Below are 19,259 nucleotides of genomic sequence, written 5' to 3'. Positions count from 1 at the left end.
CACGATGCCGATGCCCGCTCCTGCAAGCTGGATCCATGGAGTTCGCGGCTGCGGCACAGGCATTCACCGATCACCTCGAGCAGGTGCGGAGGCTGTCGCCCGCGACGGTCCGGGCATACCGGTCCGACCTGCACGATCTGGCGCTGACGGTCGGGGAGCTCGGTGTGGAAGACGTGTCGCTCGAGACTCTGCGGGACTGGCTCTGGCGGGCCACCCAGCGCGGTGACGCCCGCTCGACGCTTGCGCGACGAGCCGCCGCAGCCCGGTCGTTCTTCACCTGGGCGCACGAACACGAGCTCATCCCGCACGATCCGAGCCTGCGCCTCGTCGCACCGAAGCGCGGACGTACTCTGCCGACGATCGCCTCACAGGATGCGATGACCACCCTCCTCGACGCGCAACGGGCGGCGGCGTCGACAGGCGAGCCGAGCCAGCTGCGGGATCATGCGATCCTCGAGCTCCTCTACGGCGCGGGGATCCGTGTCTCCGAGCTCTGTGGACTCGACATCGACGACCTCGACCTCGACCGCGGCACCGCCCGCGTGCTCGGCAAAGGATCCAAGGAGCGCGTGGTGCCGTTCGGCGCCCCGGCGAGAGACGCCATCGGCGCCTACCTCACCCGTGGTCGGCCCGTGCACGTCGCGCGGGCCGCACGCCCGACCCCCGCCCTGTTCCTGGGCACGCGGGGTGCACGGGTGGGCCCCCGAGCCGTGTACTCACTCGTTGCAGAGGTGCTCGCACCCTACGTCGGGGCCGAGACGGTCGGGCCGCATGCCCTCAGACACACCGCTGCGACGCACCTGCTCGACGGCGGTGCCGATCTGCGGGCGGTGCAGGAGATCCTGGGGCACGCCAGCCTCGGCACCACCCAGATCTATACGCACGTATCCGCTGAGCGGCTCACGGCCACCTATCGACTGGCGCATCCGCGGGCCTGAGTCGTCTTGAGGGATGCGCTGCGAGGACGTGGAAGCGCGAGACACCGCAACGCGTCGGCGCGGCTCACCGGGCGCTCACGGGCGCTCACAGGCGCTCACAACGGCTCACAGCGGGTCGCAGCAGGGGAGGAGCACCGCGCGCGGCACCTCTCCGAACAGGAGCATGGGGTTGATGTAGTCGCCGTCGAGCCGCACGCCGAGATGCATCGTTCCAGGTGACGCGTGGCCACCCGATGCGACGGTGCCGATATCATCCCCGGCCATCACGACATCTCCGGGGGAGAGTGTGGACATCACCGGCTCGAACGTCGACACATAACCGTCCGGGTGTTCGATCGTGAGCAGGGGCCGGTCCACTACGGTTCCACGGAACGCCACGACCCCGTCGGCCGGTGCACGGACTGCACCGCTCGGTCCCGAGACGATGTCGACGCCGCGGTGCCCGGCTCCGTATTCGTGCGCCGGCGCCCGATACGGATTCGCGACCGAGCGGGCCCCGTCGAAAGGCCAAGTCCAGTGCGCGGAGGCGAGGACTGTGGTGGCGGATGGGGTGTCCGCGTTCGCAGGGACAGGGGGGCCGACGCTCACAAGAGCGACGAGCAGGATGACGGCGAGGATGCGACGACGGACGACCATCGGGCCATGATCCGGGATGTGCGCCTCGCTCGACGCGGACGTGGGACGAATCGTCGCAGGAGGTGTGCAGAACCCCGGAAGCGCTCCGAGGTGCAGGGCGAGTGACGCCCACGCATCCTGTATGCTGGGGGAGCACCTCGATCTCGGGGTGACTACGCGTGCCCAGAGCGACTCCGGTCGTGGCATCCACTCCCACAGGTCCTGCTTCCGAGCAGGCGGGTGTGCGCCGGGCACCAGGAAGTTCGATCGCCCGATCGACTTGACAACCTCAATGGCGCAGAACCGCGCCGGAACAAGGAGACGACCATGGCTGTGGTCACCATCCGCCAGCTGCTCGACAGCGGCGTGCACTTCGGACACCAGACCCGTCGGTGGAACCCGAAGGTCAAGCGCTTCATCCTCACCGAGCGCAGCGGCATCCACATCATCGACCTCCAGCAGTCGCTCGGCTACATCGACAAGGCCTACGACTTCGTCAAGGAGACCGTCGCCCACGGTGGCACGATCCTCTTCGTCGGCACGAAGAAGCAGGCGCAGGAGATCCTCGCCGAGCAGGCGACCCGCGTGGGTCAGCCCTTCGTCAACCAGCGCTGGCTCGGTGGACTCCTCACCAACTTCCAGACGATCTCCAAGCGTCTCGCACGCATGAAGGAGCTCGAGGAGCTCGACTACGAGACCCCGGCGAACAGCGGCTTCACGAAGAAGGAGCTGCTTCTCAAGAAGCGCGAGCTCGACAAGCTGCACAAGTCGCTCGGCGGTATCCGCAACCTCACCAAGACGCCGTCTGCCATCTGGGTCGTCGACGCCAAGCGTGAGCACCTCGCCATCGACGAGGCCAAGAAGCTCGGCATCCCCGTGATCGGCATCCTCGACACGAACGCCGACCCGGACGACTTCCAGTACCCGATCCCCGGCAACGACGACGCGATCCGCTCGGTCTCGCTGCTCACCCGCATCATCGCGGACGCAGCGGCAGAGGGACTGCAGCAGAAGCACAACCCCGAGACGGGCGACGCTGAGCCGCTCGCCGACTGGGAGAAGGAGCTTCTCGAGGCTCCCGTTCAGGAGTCCGCAGACGCCGCAGAGGTCGTCGACGCCGCCGCCGACGAGGCTGCTGTCGTCGAGACACCTGCTGCCGACGAGACCGCTGCCGATGAGGCCGGTGCTGAGGCACACGACGAGGCGATCGCCGCCGCTTCCGGTGAGGAGACCTCTGAGGTCGCCGCCGCCGAGGCAGCAGACGCCAAGTAATTCCGCGACCACCACACACATCACGAAGCAAGGAGCCACCACACATGGCCAACTTCACCATCGCCGACCTCAAGGCGCTGCGTGAGCAGCTCGGCACGGGAATGGTCGACACCAAGAAGGCGCTCGAGGAGGCTGACGGAGACGTCGAGAAGGCCACCGAGATCCTGCGCCTGAAGGGTGCCAAGGGCAACGCGAAGCGTGCTGACCGTTCCACCAGCGAGGGCCTCATCGTCGCTCGCGAGCAGGACGGCGCAGTGACGCTGATCGAGCTCGCCTGCGAGACGGACTTCGTCGCGAAGAACGAGCGCTTCATCGCGCTGGCCGACAAGGTCGCAGACGCCGTCGCAGCAGTCAAGGCGGACTCGGTCGAGTCCGGTCTCGCCGCCCAGGCGGGCGACAAGAGCGTCGAGCAGGTCATCTCGGAAGAGGCTGCGATCATCGGCGAGAAGGTCGAACTGCGTCGCGTGCGCACGGTCTCGGGCGACAAGGTCGAGGTCTACCTGCACCGCACGAGCAAGGACCTGCCGCCGCAGATCGGTGTCGTCGTCGCCTACTCGGGTGACGACGCAGAGACCGCTCGCAGCATCGCGCAGCACATCTCGTTCGCGAACCCGTCGTACCTCTCCCGCGAGGACGTTCCGTCCGACGCCGTGGAGAAGGAGCGCGAGATCGTCACCGAGATCTCCCGCAACGAGGGCAAGCCGGAAGCGGCTCTGCCCAAGATCGTCGAGGGCCGTGTCTCCGCGTTCATCAAGCAGGTCGCCCTGCTCGAGCAGGACTACGCGAAGGACAACAAGCTCTCTGTCGCCCAGGTGGCGAAGGACGCCGGTATCACCGTGACGGACTTCGCGCGCTTCAAGGTCGGCGCGTAACATCGTCGAAGGGGTTCGGATCAACGCGATCCGGACCCCTTCTTCATGCCCAGAAGGCACTATCTTGAATCGGGACGAGAGGATCACCCCCATGACCGACCGCACAGGACGCCGCCGCGTTCTTCTCAAGCTCTCCGGTGAGGCGTTCGGCGCCGGCCAGCTCGGTGTCAACCCCGACGTCGTCAGCCAGATCGCTCGCGACATCGCCGCAGCGGTCGACCGCGTCGAGATCGCCATCGTCGTCGGTGGTGGCAACTTCTTCCGCGGCGCGGAGCTCAGCCAGCGCGGCATGGACCGCGGGCGCGCCGACTACATGGGCATGCTCGGCACGGTGATGAACGCTCTTGCTCTCCAGGACTTCCTCGAGCAGGCCGGTGCACCCACACGAGTGCAGTCCGCGATCTCGATGACGCAGGTGGCCGAGCCCTACATCCCGCTCCGCGCGGAGCGTCACATGGAGAAGGGTCGCGTCGTGATCTTCGGCGCGGGCGCCGGCCTGCCGTACTTCTCGACCGACACGGTCGCCGCGCAGCGCGCTCTCGAGATCGGTGCGGAGGAGGTCCTCGTCGCCAAGAACGGCGTCGACGCCATCTACACCGCAGACCCGAACAAGCACGCGGATGCCGAGCGCATCGAGCGCGTCACGTATCGCGACGCCCTCCAGCGCGGGCTCAAGGTCGTCGACTCGACGGCGTTCAGCCTCTGCATGGACAACAACATGGACATGCGCGTCTTCGGCATGGAACCGGCGGGCAACGTCACGCGTGCTCTCCTCGGCGAGCACATCGGCACTCTGGTCACGGCCTGAGCGCCTGCCGGTGCTCGAGTCCCCGGCCCGATAGAATTTCAGAACACCCCGACGATAGGAGTCACCGTGATCGCGGATGTCCTCGCTGAAACCACCTCCCGCATGGCACGAGCCGTCGAGGCCGCCAAGGAGGACTTCTCCACGGTGCGCACCGGTCGTGCGAACCCGCAGCTCTTCCAGAAGGTCCTGGTCGACTACTACGGAACGCCGACTCCTCTCGCGCAGCTCGCCTCACTCGCGAATCAGGAAGCACGCACGCTCATCATCACGCCGTACGACAAGTCGGCACTGAAGGGCATCGAGCAGGCGATTCGCGACATGCCGAACCTCGGCGCGAACCCCACCAACGACGGCAACCTCGTGCGGGTCACGATGCCCGAGCTCACTGCCGAGCGTCGCAAGGAGTACGTGAAGCTCGTCAAGACCAAGGCGGAGGACGCCAAGGTCCACGTCCGAGGCATCCGCCGCAAGGGCAAGGATGAGCTCGACGCCCTGAAGAGCGAGCTCGGCGAAGACGAGATCGCCAGGGGAGAGAAGGAACTCGACGCCCTCACGCGCCAGCACGTCGACCTGATCGACGACGCACTCAAGCGCAAAGAGGCCGAACTCCTCGAGGTGTAGGCGGCATGTCCGACGACTCCACCGGTGACGGTACCGACAAGCCGCAGACGCGTCGTGAGGCGCGCGACTCGTCGACCCCGACCGGCGGCATCCCTCTGGTCGACGGTGCCTTCCCGGCATTCGACACCACGAGCATCCCGCCGCGGCCTCCGCTGCCCGCAGAAGGGCCTGTAGTCACGGCGTCCACACTGGACACCGCCGATCACAACGCCATCCGCGAGCAGTGGAGAGCGGCCAGGGACGAGCTGGGCAACCATGTCTCGCACGCTCGCGGCCAGCTCGATCAGGCCAATGAGCGCATCAAGGAGCGCACGGGGCGCGACCTGATCCTCGCGACGCTGATCGGTCTCGCCTTCGGTGCAGCGCTGCTCGCTTCGCTGATCTTCATCAAGGTCCTGTTCGTGCCGTTCGCATTGGCGGCCGCCCTGTTGGGCGTCTACGAACTCTCGCTCGCCCTTCGCGCGTCGGGACGACGGATCGACGTGGTGCCGCAGTTCATCGCCGCGACCCTCCTCGTGCTCTCCGCCTTCTTCCTCGATCTCTGGCTCGTCTGGGTCATGCTGTTCCTCGCCGTCGCGTTCGTGATCGTGTGGCGGCTCGTCGCGCAGATGATCGCCAAGGACGGCAGAACCTACGGCGATGTGCTCACGGATGCCGTCATCAGCGGTTTCGTGCAGATCTACGTGCCGTTCCTCGCTGCGGTCGCCCTCATCCTGCTGAAGCAGGAAGGCGGTCAGTGGTGGGTGCTGAGCTTCATCGCGATCGCGGTCGTCGCCGACACCGGCGCGTACGCCGCAGGCCTCGCGTTCGGGCGGCATCCGATGGCTCCCCGGATCAGTCCCAAGAAGACGTGGGAAGGCTTCGGAGGCGCGGTGGTCGGTTCGATCGCGGCCGGCGTGCTCCTCGCGATCTTCCTGCTCCACGTGCCGTGGTGGATCGGAGTGATCTTCGGCGTCGCCATCCTGCTGTCCGCGACGCTGGGCGACCTCGGAGAGTCGATGCTGAAGCGCGACCTCGGCATCAAGGACATGAGCTCCTGGCTTCCCGGTCACGGCGGACTCCTCGACCGGCTCGACAGCATCCTGCCGTCCACGGTTCCCGCGCTGTGCCTCTATTTCCTCTTCTCCTCCTGGGTGGTGCTGTGATGGTCTCCGACGACGTGCAGGTAGCGGACGGAGCCGTGGAGGCGCCGCCCGCCTTCTCGCTCACGAGCGGTCGTGTGCGCGGCTACCACCGCGCAGCGGTCGATACCTTCCTCGCAGCTGCGCGAACAGCCTTCGAGAGCGACGCCGACGACCTGGGCGCGGCGGACGTGCGGGTGGCATCGTTTCCCCTGGTGAAGAACGGCTATGTCGTGGCCGAGGTCGACGCGGCACTCGGCCGGGTCGAGGACGCATTGGCCGCGCGCGCTCGTGATCGGGTGGTCCGCTCTCGTGGCGCGGGCGCGTGGGTCGAGCAGGCCCGCGACGACGCGCAGGTGATCCTCGACCATCTGGCCCGCCCCAAGCGTCACCGTTTCGCTCGCACGGGCGTGCTCACCTTCGGCTACCGCATCGACGAGGTCGATCACGTGGGCACGCGCATCGCCCGCTACCTGCGCGACGGAGAGCCTCTGACGGCCGAGCAGCTGCGCGCGGCCGCGTTCCGGATGCAGCGTGGAGGCTACCGCGAAGAGCAGGTCGATGCCCTGCTCGACGCTGCCGTAGATGTGATCCTGGCTGTTCGCTGAGCGTTCCGATGGCCGTCTCAGGCCACAACGGGTAGACTGCCTCTCATCGTGAACTCCCGAAACGACATGACCCCCCAGCGAAACGACGTCACGCCTGTGCCCGCATCGGCGACGCTTTCGGCGCGCAAGGGCAGCCGCCGCCGCGGCGTCGTGGGCTTCTTCAGCGCTCTCGCGGTGGTCGGTTTTGCGGCGGCGATGGTCGCCCCGACGGGTGTCGCCCTCGCCGAGCAGCCTGCTGAGGCCAGCCCGGAGTCGGCGTACTCTGTGGCGCTCTCCGAGACCCAGAACCTCACCGTCTCGGTCGAGGGCGCGGCTATCGCGCCCATCCAGCGAGGGACCTTCTCGGTTTACGTGACGCCGAAGCCGACACCGACGCCGACACCGACGACGGCGTCCTCCTCGAAGCCGACCAGCGCTGCACCGCTCTTCTACACAGGCGGGGGAGCTCCTGCCGAGTGGATGGCCGCTGCCGGCATCGCCGAGTCCGACTGGGGTTACGTCGACTACATCGTCTCGCGTGAGAGCGGATGGAACCCCAACGCGACGAACAAGTCGTCGGGTGCGTGCGGTCTCGTCCAGGCGCTGCCCTGCAGCAAGGTCCCGGGCAACGGATACGACCCGGTCGACAACCTGCGCTGGGCGACGGGCTATGCGACCGGACGATACGGCAGCTGGGCAGGCGCGCACGCCTTCTGGACGAACAACCACTGGTGGTGAGCGGCCGTCATGGCCCGCTCCCGCAAACGCCGTCCGGCGCGCCCTGACACCGAGGACTCACTCGATCGTCTTCTCGCGTCCTGGAAGCGCACGGAGGTGCGCCGGGGCTCGGAGTGGACCGTTCAGCCGGTATCGGCGGCACAGGCGCTCAAGGACTACATCTGCCCCGGCTGCGGACGCACCGTCGCGCCGGGCACCGCCCATCTCGTGATCTGGCGCGCGGACGGCGTGCTCGGTGACGCCGCAGACCTCGCCGCCCGGCGGCATTGGCACACACACTGTTGGAGGATTGCGTGAGCATCGAGATCCGTGGACCGCTCGAGCTTCCTGCTCGACGCGAGGACATCGTGCTGCAGACGGCGGACGAACTGACACTCGTCGGAGAACTGGCGGTGCCGGAGTCATCCGATCCGGTCGCGACGCTCGTGACGCTCCACCCGCTGCCGACGGCGGGTGGCTTCATGGACTCGCACATCATCCGCAAGGCGGCCGCACGGCTTCCTGCATTGGCCGACCTCGCCGTCCTGCGATTCAACACGCGCGGAACGACGTCGCCTCGGGGAACGAGCGACGGTGCGTTCGACGGGGGAGCGGCGGAGCAGTTCGACGTCGCCGCGGCGATGGACTTCGTCCGTGAGCGCGGCCTTCCGCGCCCCTGGCTGCTCGGCTGGTCCTTCGGCACGGAGCTCGCCCTCAAGTACGGGCGACAGCACGATGTCGAGGGGATCATCCTCCTGTCGCCGCCCCTCCATCGTGCGACGGAGGCCGAGGTGGCGGCATGGGCGGGCGACGACGTGGAGGTCGTCATCCTGGTTCCCGAGCTCGACGACTATCTCCGTCCGGCCGAGGCGCGGGAGCGCTTCGCGGCGATCCCGCATGCGAACCTGATCGCGGTCGAGGGCGGCAAGCATCTCTGGGTGGGGGAGAGCCAGACCCGGCGCGTCCTCACCGAGATCGTCGCGGCAGTGAATCCTGCCGCGCTGCCGTTGCCGAACGAGTGGCCGGTCGCTTAGAGCTCGTTCATCCGGGGGATCAGCACCTGGCGGTAGAGGATCAGGATGCTGGCGGCGACCGGGATCGCGATGAGGGCGCCCAGAAGCCCCAGAAGGCTTCCTCCCGCCAGCGCGGCGACCACCACGACGGCTCCGGGAACCGACACGGCTCGGCTCATGATCCTCGGGGAGATCACGTAGGCCTCGATCTGCATGTAGATCAGGTAGTAGATCGCCGCCGCGATCGCGGTGGCGGGGGACCCGAGGCCGGGGATGAGGCAGACGAGCACGATGATCGTCGACCCCGTCAGGGTGCCCACGAGCGGGATCAGCGAGAAGAAGAAGGCCACGACCGCGAGCACGGCAGGGAACGGCGCATCGATGATCGTCAGGAAGATCATGCTCAGGACGCCGTTGATGACGCCCTGCGTCACCTGACCCATGACGTAGTACCCGACCGAGTCCGTGATCTGCTCGGCGAGATCGATGAAGCGCTCCCGCTTCGACGCGGGGGCGAGCTGGTACACCGCTCGCTTCAGCGAGGGCGTGGAGGCCGTCAGGTAGATCGTGAGGATCAGGACGATGAACGCCCCGAAGAGTCCGCTGACGACCGCGCCGCTGGCTGCGAGGACGCTCTGCCCGATGGACCCGCCGATCTGGGTGAGGTTCGTCTCGAGCCAGTTCGTCACGTAGGCGAACACGTCGTCCACTTTGAGGTTGGGGAAGGTGTCGACCATCCACTCCCGGAGATCCGCGAGGAAGGTGCCGCGCTGGACGATGGCCGTGATCTGGGCGATCAGCTGCGAGATCTGGTCGACGAGCACCGGGATGACGATCAGGATGATGCCCGCGAAGATGCCGAGGACGGCCAGGATCGTGATCAGCACCGCGAGCCAGCGAGGAAGCCTCTTGCGCTCGAGGAACGACACCAGCGGGTCGAGACCGAGGCTGAGGAACAGCGCCGTGCCGACGTAGAGCAGCACCGTCGACAGGCTCTCGACGCTTCCGATCAGCAGGATTCCCAGCCCCACGCCGAGCGTCGCCACGAGGGCGGTGCGGAACGGGTTGTGGATCTTCATCGGTGCTCCTCGGAGATGCGGGTGATGCAAGGTTATCGACCGGGCGATGCCTGATCGTCACGACGTGCCGGGACGATCGGGCATGCCCTCGTGGGCAACACACAGGTGATTTCGCTAGTCTGAAATGTCGAGTGTTGTGACTCGGGCGCTCGTCCGGGTTGCGTGAGGAGACTATTCGTGCGTTTCGTATGGGCCGTCGTGGCCTTCGTGCTGGCTGCGGGACTGATCGCTGCGGGCATCGCGCAGCGAACCGTTTTCATGGGTCCGTCGACCCAGGAGACTTCGGTCGCCGTGGAAGAACCGGCGCCCTATGTGCTCATGGACGGCGACGTCCTGAGGGAGCACCCGGGCGCTCAGACCCTGCTCGTCCGTGGCGATGGCGACATCTTCGCCGCATACGGTCGGACCGCCGACATGGAGGCGTGGCTGGCTGACGCCTCGTACAACCACGTCACCGTCGGCAAGGACGGCGAGCTCGATGTCGAGCTCGTGGACGCAGCTGCGGCAGGTGACGACGACACGAGTACGGACGCCCCCGAGGCGACCCCGGCTCCAGAAGAGACGCCCGCAGACGACGGTGCGGCAGTCGATGCCGGGCGCAGTCCGGTCGGGTCGGATCTCTGGCTCGACTCGTTCACCGACACCGACGCGCTGATCGCCGACATGCAGCTCCCCGAAGGCGTCAGCCTTCTCATCGCCCACGACGGCACCGCCGATGCACCTGACGACATCGTCGTCTCCTGGCCGCTCGACACGTCGACGCCTCTGGCGGGTCCGCTGATGGCAGCCGGGGCCGCCGTGCTCCTGGTCGGGCTCGTCCTGTACGTGCTCGGCATCCGCCACCAGCGTCGCGGCCGCGGCCCCCGGCGCAAGGGTCCAGGGCCTCTTCCCGCGACAGAGCCGATCGATGTGGCCCAGCTGCCGCCGTCGGAGCGGAAGGCGATCGAGGAATCCTCGTCGAAGGCATCAGACACGGGAACCGCTCCCGCTGATCACTCCGAGGATGCCGAGGCCGTGCAGGGCAACGGAGCGGGTGGCTCGGCGACCGAGGATGACGCAGCCGGTGACCGCAAGACCGAGATGCGCGCCACGCCGCCGCCCCGCAGACGACGCATGATCGCTATCCCGGCTCTCGCGCTGACCGCGCTTCTGGCGACCGGATGTTCGGCCGACTCCTGGCCGCAGTTCGGTGAAGGGACGCCCAGTCCCTCGCCCAGCGCGACCGTGATCGCTCCCGAGAACCAGAAGCCTCCGGCAGTGACCGAGGCCCAGGCCAAGCGCATCCTTCAGGATGTTTCGGCGACGCTCTCGGATGCCGATGCAGCCATGGACATCGATCTGGCGGGAACGCGTCTCGACGGTCCGGCGCTGACGGCTCGCAAGACCGAGTACGCCCTCCGCACCGCGGTTCCCGACACCGCCGTGCCCGCGGCCATCCCGACCGATGATGTCGAGGTCATTCTGCCCGAGGCGACCGACCGCTGGCCTCGTACCGTCCTTCTCCTCTCGAAGAGCGACGGCGATGACACGGTTCCCCCGGTCGTGCTGACGATGACCCAGCAGGACCCCTGGTCCAACTACAAGGTCAACAACATGGCCGAGATGTCGGCCGACGCCGTCTTCCCCGAGGTGGCTGCTCCGTGGCTCGGAACCTCGCTGGTCCCGGACGACTCCGCCTTCCTCAGTCTGCCGCCGGGTGAACTGGCCGCGACGTTCTCGGACGTCGTCGATGCAGGAGAGCAGAGCGCGTCGTACGGGCTGTTCGACGAGATCTCGCAGAACCTCGCGAAGTCGATCCGCGACAGCCGCCAGGCTGTTGTGCAGAACCTCGCGGACAACGGCGCGGCCGCGACGTCGCAGACGGCCTTCGACATCGCACCGGCGGACTCCGCCCCCGTGTCGATGACCACTCTGGGCAGCGGTGCCATCGTGGCCGTCTCTCTGGTCGACACCGAGACGGTCACGCCGACATCTGCGGATGCGGTGATCCGTTTCGGTGACAACGCCCAGGCGAAGGCGCTGACCGGTGTCACCGAGTCCGCCAAGGGCGTGACGACCAAGTACGAATTCCAGTTGTTCTTCTCCGTCCCCGCCCAGGGCTCGACGGAGCAGATCCGGCTCCTGGCCGTGCGCCAGGACCTTCTCTCCGTCGAGGTGATCAAGTGACCGATATCTCTCCTGCCGCGCTCCGAGGAGCCGTCGACCTCTCCACGCTCCGCAACCGGCCGGCGGCGCCCCCGGCCGGAGCGCCCGCTCCCGCGGCGGGTGTCGCTGATGTGGTGGTCGATGCGACCGACGAATCGTTCGGTCAGATCCTCGAGCTCTCGCGCACCGTTCCCGTGGTCGTCGACCTGTGGGCCGAGTGGTGTGGACCCTGCAAGCAGCTGAGCCCCATCATCGAGAAGGTGACGCGCGAGCTCGGCGGCAAGGTGCTGCTCGCCAAGGTCGACGTCGACGCGAATCCACAGCTCGCGCAGGGCTTCCGTGCACAGTCGATCCCGATGGTGGTCGCCCTCATCGCGGGGCAGCCGGTTCCGATGTTCACCGGAGCCGTTCCCGAGCAGCAGGTCCGCGAAGTCTTCGCGCAGCTGCTCCAGCTCGCCGCGCAGAACGGTGTCACCGGCTCGCTCGACGTCGGAGAGGCACCTGCGGCGACCGAGGAGTCCGCCGAGGAGCCGCCCCTGCCGCCGCTGCACGCGGAGGCCTTTGCCGCGATCGAGCTCGGCGACTACGCTGCAGCGATCGTCGCCTACGAGAAGGCCCTCGCCGAGAATCCTCGTGACGAGGACGCGATCGCCGGTCTCGGCCAGGTGCGTCTGCTCGATCGTGTGCAGAAGCTCGATCTGCAGGACGCCCGGGCAGCCGCCGCAGCCGGTCCGCTCGACGTGCAGGCGCAGTTCGATGTCGCTGATCTCGATCTCGCGGGCGGGCATGTCGACGATGCATTCGGACGCCTTCTCGACCTGTTCGCTCAGCTTCCCTCGGACCAGCGCACGCCGGTTCGTGAGCGGCTCATCGAACTGTTCGGTCTCATCGGCACGGCCGATCCGCGTGTCATCGCGGCACGCAACCGGCTCTCGTCGCTGTTGTTCTGACCGCCCGGCGCGCTGCGGTCAGCCGTGGCTGATCGTCGGCACGTGCGGGTCGCTCTGATGGCGGAGCCAGATCGTCGACAGCGCAGGGAGCGTCATCGTCGCCGTCGGGGTGCCGCCGTCTGCGGCGTCGGCGACGACCACGCCCAGGTTGCCTGAACCTCGTCCGCCGTATTCTGCGGCATCCGTGTTGAGGATCTCCTGCCAGATTCCCGCGCTGGGCAGAGCGAGGCGATATCCGCTGCGCTCGACGCCGGCGAAGTTGCTGATCACGACCAGTCGGCCGCCGTGGGCGTCGCGGCGTTCGAACGCGATCACGTTCGGATCCCAGCTGGGGGCACCGAGGCGCGAGAACGACGAGCCGTCGTTGTCGCGCTCCCAGAGCGGAGCCTGCGCACGATAGGTGCGGTTGAGCTGCCCGACGAAGCTCTGCAGCTGGGCATGGGACGGCTGATCGAGCAGCCACCAGTCCAGTTCACGTGACTCGGACCACTCTGCGAGCTGGCCGAACTCCTGTCCCATGAACAGCAGCTTCTTGCCCGGGTGCCCCCACATGTACCCCAGGTAGGCGCGCACGTTCGCGAGCTTGTGCCAGTGATCCCCTGGCATCTTCGCGAGCAGACTGCCTTTGCCGTGCACGACCTCGTCATGGCTGATCGGCAGCAGGTAGTTCTCGCCGAACGCGTACACGAAGGAGAACGTCATCTCGCCTTCATGGTGCGCGCGATACATCGGGTCTCGCTCGATGTACTGCAGCGAGTCGTTCATCCAGCCCATGTTCCACTTGAAACCGAAGCCGAGACCGGCATGATCGGTCGGAGCGGTGACACCGGGGAAACTCGTCGACTCCTCGGCGATCATCAGCACGCCGGGGTGCACGCGATAGGCGGTCGCATTGACTTCCTGCAGGAATCGGATCGCCTCGAGGTTCTCGCGCCCGCCGTGGATGTTGGGTTCCCATTCGCCGTCGTTACGGGAGTAGTCGAGGTAGAGCATCGAGGCGACGGCGTCGACGCGAAGACCGTCGACATGGAACTCGCTCAGCCAGAACAGCGCGTTCGCGACGAGGAATCCTCGCACCTCCGGGCGCCCGTAGTCGAAGATGAGCGTGCCCCAGTCCTGGTGCTCGCCCCGTCGGGGATCCGGGTGCTCGTAGAGCGGCTGGCCGTCGAATCGCGCCAGCGCGAACGCATCCTTCGGGAAATGGCCGGGGACCCAGTCCATGATCACGCCGATGCCGGCCTGGTGCAGGCGGTCGATCAGGTAGCGCAGATCGTCCGGGCTGCCGAAGCGGCTCGTCGCCGCGTAGTAGCCACTCACCTGGTAGCCCCAGGAGCCGCCGAACGGGTGTTCGGCGAGCGGCATGAACTCCACATGGGTGAAGCCGGCCTCCTCGACGTGGGCGATGAGAGGCTCAGCAGCATCCCGATAGCTCAGTCCGCCTCGCCAGGAGCCCAGATGCACCTCGTACACCGACAGCGGCTGAGCGACCGCATGGGTCGCCGCCCTGCGGGTCATCCAGGCGCCATCCGACCAGGCGTAGGTCGACTCGGTGACCACGGATGCGGTCTCCGGCGGGACCTGCGCGGCCTGGGCCATCGGATCCGCCTTGAAGATCCACGCACCGTCGCGCGTCCTGATCTCGTACTTGTAGGTCGTGCCGACCGGGAGATCCGGGATGAACAGCTCCCAGATCCCGCTCACACCCATCGAGCGCATGGCGTGGGGCTCGCCGTTCCACCCGTTGTGGTCACCGACCACGCGAACGGCGGTGGCATTGGGAGCCCACACGGCGAAGGCCACGCCTGCGTCGCCCTCCACGACGCGAGGATGCGCGCCCAGCACCTGCCAGAGGCGCTCATGGCGCCCCTCGGCGATCAGATGCACATCGATGTCGCCCAGCGTCGGGAGATGCCGGTACGGGTCGCCGCTGACGGTCTCGGCGTCGTCGCCGTACGCGGTCGCGATCCGGTACGGCACAGGGGAGCCGTCATGATGCCCTTCCCAGATGCCGTGTGCTACGTGGTTCAACTCCAGGCGGGTGCCGTCGCCGAACACTGCAGCCACGGATGCCGCGAGCGGACGACGAGCGCGGATCACGGTGACGGTGCGGTCGCTCGCGTCGGTGAACGGGTGCGACCCGAGCACCGAGTGCGGGTCGTGGTGGGAGCCTGCCGCCACCGCGGTCCAGTCCGACGACGTCGTCGCATCTTCCAGGTAGCTCATGAACGCTTCCTCACCTTCAGGATGTGCACCGGCTCGGCGAAGGCGTCGAGCCGCACGTAGTTGTGATCTGCCCATGTCCAGACGGCTCCGGTGAGGAGGTCCTCGACTTCGAAGGACTCGCCCAGAGGAACGCCCCAGATCGTGGTGTCGAGGTGGACCGTGGTCTCCCGCACCGAGTGGGGATCGACGTTGGCGACCACGATGAGGGTGTCCGCGACGCCCGTCCCCGTGAACGCGGCATCGAGATGCTTGCTGTAGACGAGCACCGAGTCGTCATCGCTCCAGTGGACCGAGAGATTGCGCAGTTGACGGAGAGCCGGGTGCACGCGTCGGATCTCGTTCAGGCGACGCAGAAGGGGAGCGAGCGAGTCGCCGGCGGCTTCGGCTCCCTCCCAGTCGCGAAGCTTGTACTCGTACTTCTCGTTGTCGATGTTCTCCTCGGACCCCGGACGGGCGACGTTCTCGAAGAGCTCGTAACCGGCGTACACGCCGTACACGGGGGCAGCGGTCGCACCGATGCAGGCGCGGATGCGGTATGCGGCACGCCCCCCGAACTGCAGGTACTCGGTGAGTATGTCGTGGGTGTTCACGAAGAGGTTCGGCCGCATGTAATCGCTGGTCTCCTGCGACACGGTCGTGAGGAACTCCTCGAGTTCGGCCTTGGTGTTGCGCCACGTGAAGTAGCTGTAGCTCTGCTGGAAACCGACCGCGGCCAGGGCTCGCATGACGGCGGGTCGGGTGAAGGCCTCGGCGAGGAAGATCACATCGGGGTCGGCGGCGTTCACGGTGGCGATCAGCCACTCCCAGAACTGCAGCGGCTTGGTGTGCGGATTGTCGACACGGAAGATCTTCACGCCCTCTCGCACCCAGTGCTGCACGATCCGGAGCATCTCCTGGTAGATGCCGGCCGGGTCGTTGTCGAAGTTCAGCGGGTAGATGTCCTGGTACTTCTTCGGCGGATTCTCGGCATACGCGACCGTTCCGTCGGGGAGGGTCGTGAACCACTCCGGATGCTCGGCGACCCACGGGTGGTCAGGAGACGCCTGCAGAGCAAGATCGAGGGCGACCTCCAGCCCCTCGCCCCGGGCCGCACGCACGAAGGCGCGGAAGTCGGTCGGCTTGCCGAGATCGGGGTGGATGGCGTCATGACCGCCCTCCACGGCACCGATCGCGTAGGGGGAGCCGGGGTCTTCGGGCTCGGTGGTCAGGGTGTTGTTGCGCCCCTTGCGGTTGGTGATCCCGATCGGATGGATCGGGACCAGGTAGATCACATCGAACCCCATCGCGGCGACGGCCGGAAGCCGCTTCGTCGCGGTGCGGAACGTGCCGCTCTTGATCGTGCCGTCCTTCAGCCGTCTGGCGCCCTCGGAGCGGGGGAAGAACTCGTACCAGGCGCCGACCCCCGCGGCGGTCCTCTCGACGAGCAGGGTATGCGCCGCGGACATCGAGCGCAGCGTCGTCAGCGGCCGCTCGAGGAATACCCGAGCAAGCTCCGCGTCCGTCGACAGGGCGATCGTGGTCGCACCGTCTCCTTGCAGAAGCGCGGTGGAATCAGCGGCGAGGCGCTTGCGCTGTGCAAGAGGGCGGTCCTTCTCCGCGGCGGCGCGGCTGAGGAGCTCGGCACCGAGTGCGGCCATGACCGGCACGTCCACACCGGCGGCCACCTTGAGCTCGGCGGCATGGGCCCAGGTCGCGAAGTCGTCGGAGAACGCCTCGAAGCGGAACGTCCATCTGCCCTGGGCGTCGAGCGCGACCTCGGCACTCCACCGGTCGGTTCCGTCCAGCAGCGGGGAGAGGCGATGGAGCGACTCCTCGCCGTCAGGCGACGTCAGCCGCAGCTGCACACCGATCAGGTCGTGACCCTCGCGGAAGGCGACGACGCTGAAGGGTACGACCTCTCCCACGAAGGCCTTGGGTGAGAACCCGCCGGGAACAGCAGGTCTCCCGTCCACCAGCGGAATGCGCGTGGCGCGGAGCGAGTCACCGTCCGACACGACGCCCAGCGGACGCAGAGGGATCTGAGCGGGACTCCGGAGAGCCTGAGGACTGGTGCTGCTCATTCGTGCGGCCACCCCCCGAATGTACCGCTACCGACGCACCGCGGGTAGCGAGCGGAAGGCTTCGGCGCGCCGCACGTCATTCGACGCGGAAGAGCCTCATCGAGGTTCCCGGGATCGGCAGGATGTCCCCCGGCGCGAACGTCTCGCCGTCGGCTCCGGGGCGCTCGTCGGCGCTCGACCACAGCGACACGAACCGGGTCGCATCCTCGAGTTCCTCGGGCAGTCGCACGTCGATCGGCGACTCCGTGCCGTGCACGATCAGGAGGATGCGATTGGCCGCTTCACGGTCCGGAGTGGAGGCGGCGACATACTGCAGCGTGCGGTTGCCCGGGTCGGTCCACTGCTCGCTCTCCATCGTCTCGCCGTTCTGGTCGAACCAGTCCATGACGGAGGCGTTCGGGATGTGTTCGCCCAGTCGCGCGTACCTGCTCGGTCGCAAAGCGGGGTTCTCCGAGCGCAGCTCGATCAGTCTGCTGACGTGGGCGCGCAGGTCTTCCTGCCATGGCTCCGGGTCCCAGCCGAGCCAGGTCATCGCGGAGTCCTGGGCATAGGCGTTGTTGTTGCCCCGCTGCGTGCGGCCGACCTCGTCGCCCGCGGTGAGCATCGGGATACCGGCTGAGAGCAGGAGCGTGCCCAGCAGGTTGCGCATCGCCTTGCGTCGCGGCGCGAGGATGGCCGGATCGTCCGTCGGACCCTCGATCCCGTGGTTGAAGGCACGGTTCATGTCGGCGCCGTCGCGGTTGTGCTCGCCGTTCGCCTCATTGTGCTTGACGTCGTACGAGACGAGGTCGTGCAGGGTGAAGCCGTCGTGCGCCGTCACGAAGTTGATGCTCGCGAGCGGCCCGCGCTCGTCGGCGAAGGTGTTCGAGGATCCGGCGAGACGCGTCGCGAAACCACCGATGCCGACCGGCGCCGACGCTCTGCGCGCATAGTCGATGTCACTCAGCCAGAAGTTGCGCACGCGGTCGCGGTAGCGGTCGTTCCACTCCAGCCAGCCCTTCGGGAAGTTGCCCGTCTGCCACCCGCCCATACCGACGTCCCACGGCTCGGCGATGAGCTTCGTCTCCTTCAGGATCGGATCGTCGGCGATCGCCGCGAGCAGCGGGTGCTCGGGGGTGTAGGTGTGCGAGCCGTCGCGAGCGATGGCAGCGGCGAGATCGAACCGGAACCCGTCGATCTGCATCTCCTGGGCCCAGTAGCGCAGCGAGTCGAGTACGAGGCGGGCGCCGGCATCCGTCGAGGTGTCGAGCGTGTTGCCGCATCCGGTGGTGTCGATGTACGCCCCGGACGCATCCTGACGGTAATAGCCCGCATTGTCGATCCCGCGCAGGCTCGAGCGAGGGCCTCCGAGTCCCTCTTCCGATGTGTGGTTGTACACGACGTCGAGGATGACCTCGAGCCCTGCCTCGTGGAGCAGCCGCACCATCCCCTTGAACTCGGCGAGCACGGCCTCGGGGCCGCCCTTTCGCGCGTCCTCGGTCGCGTACGCATTGTGGGGAGTGAAGAAGTTGAGGGTGTTGTAGCCCCAGTAGTTGGTGAGTCCGCGCTCGAGCAGACGAGGCTCCGGCACGAACGCGTGCACCGGAAGCAACTCGATCGAGGTGATGCCGAGTTCATGGAAGTACTCGATCATCGCGGGGTGGGCGAGACCCGCATAGGTTCCGTGCAGTGCAGGGGGCACGTCTGGCTGACGCTTGGTGAGGCCCTTCAGATGACCCTCGTAGATGACCGTGCGATCGAGGGGGATGCGGGGCTTGACCGAGTCGCCCCAGTCGAAGCCGTCGACGATCACGACGGATCGCCACTCCTCGTAGCCGTCGCCCTGGGCGAGGCCGCGCGCATACGGGTCGAGGAGGAGGGTCTCGGGGTTGAAGGTGTTGCCGGGGCCGTGCGGTCCGCCGACGCGGATCGCGTAGCGGGTGCCCGGCTGCAGCAGCTCGGTCGTGACCTCCCAGACACCGCCGGGAAGTCGCTCGAGGTCGACCTGATCGGTCACCCAGTCGAGGTCTGTGGCATCGAAGACGACGAGCTCGATGGACGACGCGTTCTGCGACCAGACGCGGAGGGTTCCGACGCCGTCGTGAAGGCGAACGCCGAGGTCGTCGAGTGCAGTACCGCCGGGCACGGTGATGTCTCGGATCGCGGGCATGAATACACCATAGGGGTCTGCGCTCGGGTCTCAGGACACGATGCACTCAGTTCCAGGTGCGCTCCAGCGGGCGAAAATGGGGGAGAGTT

At 67.3% G+C, this 19,259-nt stretch carries 17 protein-coding genes; 12 read left to right on the top strand and 5 right to left on the bottom strand.

All coding sequences use genetic code 11. The features are described from left to right. Positions 1-35 precede the first annotated feature (35 nt). Positions 36-938 carry a tyrosine recombinase XerC gene (locus ASF80_RS03135; RefSeq protein ID WP_056307908.1) on the top strand — a complete coding sequence of 301 codons (903 nt, stop codon included), beginning with the start codon at positions 36-38 and terminating at the stop codon, positions 936-938. A gap of 105 nt (positions 939-1,043) precedes the next feature. Here ASF80_RS03135 and ASF80_RS03130 read toward each other — a convergent pair whose 3' ends face one another. Beyond that, the gene (locus ASF80_RS03130) at positions 1,044-1,574 is read right to left on the bottom strand and encodes a murein hydrolase activator EnvC family protein (RefSeq protein WP_082488167.1); all 531 of its coding nucleotides are present in this window, start codon (positions 1,572-1,574) and stop codon (positions 1,044-1,046) included. Positions 1,575-1,880: 306 nt separating this feature from the next. On the opposite strand from ASF80_RS03130, the gene rpsB reads away from it, so the two are divergent. The 9 genes from rpsB (at position 1,881) to ASF80_RS03085 (ending at position 8,585) form a co-directional block, all read left to right on the top strand. Next, entirely contained in the window at positions 1,881-2,825 is a 945-nt protein-coding gene (rpsB, locus tag ASF80_RS03125) for a 30S ribosomal protein S2 (protein WP_056307906.1), read from the top strand. 44 nt (positions 2,826-2,869) lie between these two features. Then, positions 2,870-3,697, top strand: coding sequence for a translation elongation factor Ts (gene tsf, locus ASF80_RS03120; protein ID WP_056307904.1), 828 nt, complete (start codon positions 2,870-2,872; stop codon positions 3,695-3,697). A gap of 91 nt (positions 3,698-3,788) precedes the next feature. Next, entirely contained in the window at positions 3,789-4,505 is a 717-nt protein-coding gene (pyrH, locus tag ASF80_RS03115; protein ID WP_056307902.1) for a UMP kinase, read from the top strand. Positions 4,506-4,571: 66 nt separating this feature from the next. Beyond that, on the top strand, positions 4,572-5,126 hold the full coding sequence (frr, locus tag ASF80_RS03110) for a ribosome recycling factor (protein ID WP_056307900.1): 555 nt from the start codon (positions 4,572-4,574) through the stop codon (positions 5,124-5,126). A 5-nt stretch (positions 5,127-5,131) separates the two neighbouring features. Continuing rightward, entirely contained in the window at positions 5,132-6,271 is a 1,140-nt protein-coding gene (locus ASF80_RS03105; protein ID WP_056307898.1) for a phosphatidate cytidylyltransferase, read from the top strand. Further along, positions 6,271-6,855, top strand: coding sequence for a DivIVA domain-containing protein (locus tag ASF80_RS03100; protein WP_056307896.1), 585 nt, complete (start codon positions 6,271-6,273; stop codon positions 6,853-6,855). Before ASF80_RS03105 ends, ASF80_RS03100 begins: the two co-directional genes overlap by 1 nt. 66 nt (positions 6,856-6,921) lie before the next feature. Then, positions 6,922-7,572 (top strand): transglycosylase SLT domain-containing protein, encoded by a 651-nt coding sequence (locus ASF80_RS03095; RefSeq protein WP_082488166.1) that lies wholly within the window; start codon positions 6,922-6,924, stop codon positions 7,570-7,572. A gap of 9 nt (positions 7,573-7,581) precedes the next feature. Beyond that, positions 7,582-7,869, top strand: a complete 288-nt coding sequence (locus ASF80_RS03090; protein ID WP_056307894.1) for a hypothetical protein — start codon at positions 7,582-7,584, stop codon at positions 7,867-7,869. 2 nt (positions 7,870-7,871) lie between these two features. Further along, the gene (locus ASF80_RS03085) at positions 7,872-8,585 is read left to right on the top strand and encodes an alpha/beta hydrolase (protein ID WP_056311706.1); all 714 of its coding nucleotides are present in this window, start codon (positions 7,872-7,874) and stop codon (positions 8,583-8,585) included. Here the strand turns inward: ASF80_RS03085 and ASF80_RS03080 are convergent. Continuing rightward, positions 8,582-9,643: an AI-2E family transporter gene (locus ASF80_RS03080; protein ID WP_056307892.1), complete on the bottom strand. Its 1,062-nt coding sequence runs from the start codon at positions 9,641-9,643 to the stop codon at positions 8,582-8,584. The genes ASF80_RS03085 and ASF80_RS03080 overlap by 4 nt on opposite strands. Before the next feature lie 177 nt (positions 9,644-9,820). Between ASF80_RS03080 and ASF80_RS03075 the strand changes: the two genes are divergently transcribed. Together ASF80_RS03075 and ASF80_RS03070 are read left to right on the top strand one after the other, a co-directional pair. Further along, entirely contained in the window at positions 9,821-11,809 is a 1,989-nt protein-coding gene (locus tag ASF80_RS03075) for a hypothetical protein (RefSeq protein WP_056307889.1), read from the top strand. Continuing rightward, positions 11,806-12,738, top strand: coding sequence for a tetratricopeptide repeat protein (locus ASF80_RS03070; protein WP_056307887.1), 933 nt, complete (start codon positions 11,806-11,808; stop codon positions 12,736-12,738). Before ASF80_RS03075 ends, ASF80_RS03070 begins: the two co-directional genes overlap by 4 nt. Before the next feature lie 18 nt (positions 12,739-12,756). Here ASF80_RS03070 and glgB read toward each other — a convergent pair whose 3' ends face one another. From glgB to glgX, 3 genes are all read right to left on the bottom strand, one after another. Continuing rightward, positions 12,757-14,961, bottom strand: coding sequence for a 1,4-alpha-glucan branching protein GlgB (glgB, locus tag ASF80_RS03065; protein ID WP_056307885.1), 2,205 nt, complete (start codon positions 14,959-14,961; stop codon positions 12,757-12,759). Then, complete coding sequence (locus ASF80_RS03060) at positions 14,958-17,021, bottom strand: alpha-1,4-glucan--maltose-1-phosphate maltosyltransferase (protein ID WP_082488165.1); 2,064 nt, start codon at positions 17,019-17,021, stop codon at positions 14,958-14,960. Before ASF80_RS03060 ends, glgB begins: the two co-directional genes overlap by 4 nt. Before the next feature lie 76 nt (positions 17,022-17,097). Continuing rightward, a complete protein-coding gene (glgX, locus tag ASF80_RS03055) occupies positions 17,098-19,170 on the bottom strand; it encodes a glycogen debranching protein GlgX (RefSeq protein ID WP_056307883.1) in 2,073 nt (690 codons plus the stop codon). Between the last annotated feature and the right edge of the window lie 89 nt (positions 19,171-19,259).

The sequence above is a fragment of the Microbacterium sp. Leaf159 genome, assembly GCF_001423615.1.
Taxonomy (GTDB): Bacteria; Actinomycetota; Actinomycetes; order Actinomycetales; family Microbacteriaceae; genus Microbacterium.
The sequence above is the reverse complement of the archived record's forward strand: the minus strand, read 5'-3'. Positions and strand labels throughout refer to the sequence as shown.